Source organism: Megasphaera jansseni (genome assembly GCF_047974155.1).
GTDB lineage: Bacteria > Bacillota > Negativicutes > Veillonellales > Megasphaeraceae > Megasphaera.
In genome coordinates, this window is record NZ_JBHYRR010000060.1 from 1 (window position 1) to 3,836 (window position 3,836).

Here is a 3,836-nt window from a genome sequence, read left to right on the forward strand (position 1 = left end):
TGAAATACCTTTTTGAAAAGCTGCCGAATACAGCAAACTTCAAAGATGCCGAAACCTTGGATCAATACCTGCCTTGGGCAACAAAGACCCAGGAAAAGTGCAAAGAATAAATAGAATCAAAGCCTCAGACTTATGAAGAAAGGATAGCATAAGTCTGAGGCTTTTTCTATACACTGATTTATTTTCCGCTTACTCCATATGGTCTAAAATCGGCGAATACTCATCCTTTAACTTAGCAGGAAATTGCAAGGTAAACACGGCCTTTTTGCCATTCTTATAGAGAGCTTTCGTATAATAGAGTTTTCCTTGTTTCTCCCAAGTAATGACATACCAATTTCCGCCTTTCGTATGATACCCTAATTTCCCCGTAATCCTATTGAGAGCGCTTTGATAATCCCCATCGAGGGTACTGACTGAACGATAGGACCCATATACATCAAGTGTAGCATAATCGTTGGGGTTGCGCAGCTGTACACCATCATTATTAGCTGGCTGCTGGGTCTTAACGAAAGAATCCGGGTAGTCCAAAGAATAATTGAAACGACTGTTGACATACTGCTTATACGCCACTTCATCTGTCTTTGAAGTCTCTTCATCGTTGGCCTGTGACTTCTTTGTCCCTGTCTCTTCAACTGGTTTATCCTTCAGGACATCTGCCTGCTTAACCGGTGCAGACTGGGCCGATTTCGATCCATATAAGTACCCGCCGACACCAATCAAGACAATGGTCAGAACAGCCGCAGCTACCATCATATACTTCTTCTTATCTTGTTTATGCTTGTTTTCCGGTGCATGTTGCATCACCGGACGTTGTGACATATGTGATGCCGTTGGCTGCGGTATGGGCTGCACCGGTTTCGTCAATGGTTCTCCGCAATGCGGGCAGAACTTGACTTGTGCCCCAACGGGCCTGCCACACTTAGGACAAAATTTTCCCATAATTACTTCTCCTTACCTTTCCCTTCATTTTATCACAAGAAAAATGGCTGTTGCATTATGCAGTTTTTTGCTTAATGCAACAGCCTCTTCGCGTAGTTATCCCATGACAGCAGGCAACTTCATGAGCCGACGCATCAGCTCCGCTGGTAGAACTCACTATCAAAGCACCCATAGAATCTCATATCATAAGCCAGGTAAAAAGCCATTTCTCCGGCAGGCATCACGATACCCGTCGCAGCCCACGAGCCATTGGGATCCAGATAGCGCCAGTTAGAACTGCCATCACGGTCGACATACATCTGGCGTAAATCCCAGTTGTAGAAGAATCGTTCAGTTAGGACACGGGAAACAGCTGTATTTCCTCTATCTGCACCGTTTACCTGGCAGACATTGACAGCAAGGATGTACTGTGGCGGTTCATATTTTTCAACATATAAGGAACTCCGATCCAGATACCAGGCCACTCCCATATGGCCATCAACGAGGATATAATTATCATCGCCGCCCAGATGATTGGGATAGGGATCATAAGCCATCGCCGTCCCTGCGAATAACAACGTACAAACCAAAGATAACAATAATAAAATTTTCTTCATGTTCGTTCCCTCCTCTAGGTCAACATTTCACCATACGTATACTTAAAGGCTGCCTGACACAACTTGCTGATGACGCTGCCATCATACGCTTTTCCCCGTTGCCATGAGCTATCACCTTCCGTGCGATACCAGTAGTAAATGCCACCGTTATTCTCACTGCCATCTATCAGGAAATACATCGTCGTCGTATCGGACCCATCCGATACAATGGCGGCAAATTCATGAACCCATCCCGTATTTTTCAGGCTGACACAAGATGATTCATCAAGTTGATAACCATAGCCGACCGAATACCAAGCTTGTACAGGTTGCAAAGTAAGCGTTTCACCGCCAAGAGCTAGAGAAAAACCTAACACAGCCATCATAATGAGTTTTCGCCAATGTTTTGATTGCTTATGCATGTGCCCTCATCCTTTCTCTATCAAAATATTCCTAAGCCTGCTATTTCTTCTTATGATAACTGTTCAGCACCTTTTTGACCATAGCCAGACTTTCCAACTTATTCAAAGAAACACCATTGATATCTACATGACCCAGTTCAAAAGATTTATCATTTTTTAAAATGAACTGTATTTTGGCTTTAGCAGGTTTATTTTCCCACGTACATTCTCCTGTGAATTGGACAACTTGTGAATTATCTGTCGCTTTAAAGTATTCCCATTTGCCATCTGCAAAAAACTGATCAAAAGCAGGGCCAACCTGTACATTCGGACTTATCTGCATCGTTCCGTTGCGCACCATCTGTACGTGTTTATCATACGATTGACCGCATCCGCCCAGGGAAAGGGCTGTCAGCAGCAGTACCACGATGAATCCCATATATAAAAAATACTTATTCACAGACTGCCGTTTTGCCAAATCCATAGTTATCCCTCCCTCTTTCCGTTAAAATAAGTCATCAAAAAAGCTGCCATCATCGTCGTCACTGCTAAAGAAGCTACCGCTGTCACTATCATCCGAGTCGAAGGAGTCGAGCGGGGAGCTATCTGATTCATCATCTATATCCGCATCATATCCATCGTCATCGGACACATAGTCATTTCCGTCATCATCATAAGAAGAGTCATCGCTGTTCGCATAAGAGGTATCGTCCGTATAAGATGGATCATCCCCACTATACGACACATCAGCCGCTTCTGCCGTCGGAATAGGCGAATAATCTTCTTCGACAGGCCCCGTCGTACCACTTCCGCCTTCACTCATCAAGGTAAGCATATCGGCATCGGTCAACGTATTTCCCGTATCGGGAACGTAGTAAACGGATGGATTCGCAGCTACGCCCGGCATCGTCGGTGCTCCGGATGTACCAGATTGCCCCATAATGGCTCTTGTCGCCGCCTGGGCTACAGCCCCGGTAACAGCACCGACGGCAGCCGCTTTCATATAATTTGCGGCTTGGCTCCCTGAATTCTGTTTAGAATGCCCCGTTCCGCCATGGTCTTTCGGATGATGGGACGACGGATGCTGCGATGCCCCTTGAGGCGATGCCGGATGTCCAGCATTCACAGGATAGGACGCCTGCGGCTGATGCGATACCGGCATATCCGAAGCTATCTTTGCTAATTCAGGATGAGTAGCTACTTCTGCCTGTTTCATCATATCTACTGTCCGATATAGCTGGTCCACCAGCATGAGCTGATCCATTTCCTGCGACTTAGCACCTAATTTTTTGGCCTGCACTAAGTGCAGCAACGCCGTAGTATAATCGGGAATGGCACCATTGGGGAATAAAATCTCCCGCGCTTTTTGCAATTCCGCTTCGGCCGATAGATGAGAAGCAGATGACTGGTTCACGGCACTTGGCTTTTCCGTATGTCCCACATTCGCTGCAGCAGACGGTGCAGAGGCTGGTTTAGGCACTACGCCTTGTGTCTTCTTGACATCCTCCATAATCTGCTGCGGAAACTTACTGCCGCAATTCGTACAGAATACATCTTCATCTTGCATTTTGGCACCACAATTTGTACAAAACTTCATATGAATCCCTCCTCATTAAATTTATTGATTCCATAAAATTTTTTTCTCATCATCATTAAAAGTGACCAATAAATTGACTTCAATATTCAACCCTTCGGCAATATCAAATAACATGGCCAGTGAAACACCTTGATTATATTTTCCCCGTTCGATACGGCTCAGCGTGCTCACATTAATATGAATTTTATTAGCTAGTTCTTCTTGGGTCAGCCCTTCCAGCGTTCGATAGTATAAAACTTTCGCACCAACTAGTGTAGGACCTCCCTCATATATACATTACCTAACTCTTTCTGGTATAATAGGCATATAGACATAGTCACCAGC

Annotated in this window: 6 protein-coding genes; all 6 read right to left on the reverse strand. The window is 45.0% G+C overall.

Annotated features, from left to right (window positions below; genetic code table 11):
* Positions 1–189 precede the first annotated feature (189 nt).
* The gene (locus tag ACE418_RS13305) at positions 190–939 is read right to left on the reverse strand and encodes a zinc-ribbon domain-containing protein (protein ID WP_416451060.1); all 750 of its coding nucleotides are present in this window, start codon (positions 937–939) and stop codon (positions 190–192) included.
* Positions 940–1,073: 134 nt separating this feature from the next.
* Complete coding sequence (locus tag ACE418_RS13310; protein WP_416451061.1) at positions 1,074–1,535, reverse strand: hypothetical protein; 462 nt, start codon at positions 1,533–1,535, stop codon at positions 1,074–1,076.
* 14 nt (positions 1,536–1,549) lie between these two features.
* Positions 1,550–1,936, reverse strand: a complete 387-nt coding sequence (locus ACE418_RS13315; RefSeq protein WP_416451062.1) for a hypothetical protein — start codon at positions 1,934–1,936, stop codon at positions 1,550–1,552.
* Positions 1,937–1,976: 40 nt separating this feature from the next.
* A complete protein-coding gene (locus ACE418_RS13320; RefSeq protein WP_416451063.1) occupies positions 1,977–2,399 on the reverse strand; it encodes a hypothetical protein in 423 nt (140 codons plus the stop codon).
* 21 nt (positions 2,400–2,420) lie between these two features.
* Complete coding sequence (locus ACE418_RS13325) at positions 2,421–3,512, reverse strand: zinc ribbon domain-containing protein (protein ID WP_416451064.1); 1,092 nt, start codon at positions 3,510–3,512, stop codon at positions 2,421–2,423.
* Positions 3,513–3,533: 21 nt separating this feature from the next.
* A complete protein-coding gene (locus tag ACE418_RS13330) occupies positions 3,534–3,785 on the reverse strand; it encodes a helix-turn-helix domain-containing protein (protein ID WP_416451065.1) in 252 nt (83 codons plus the stop codon).
* Between the last annotated feature and the right edge of the window lie 51 nt (positions 3,786–3,836).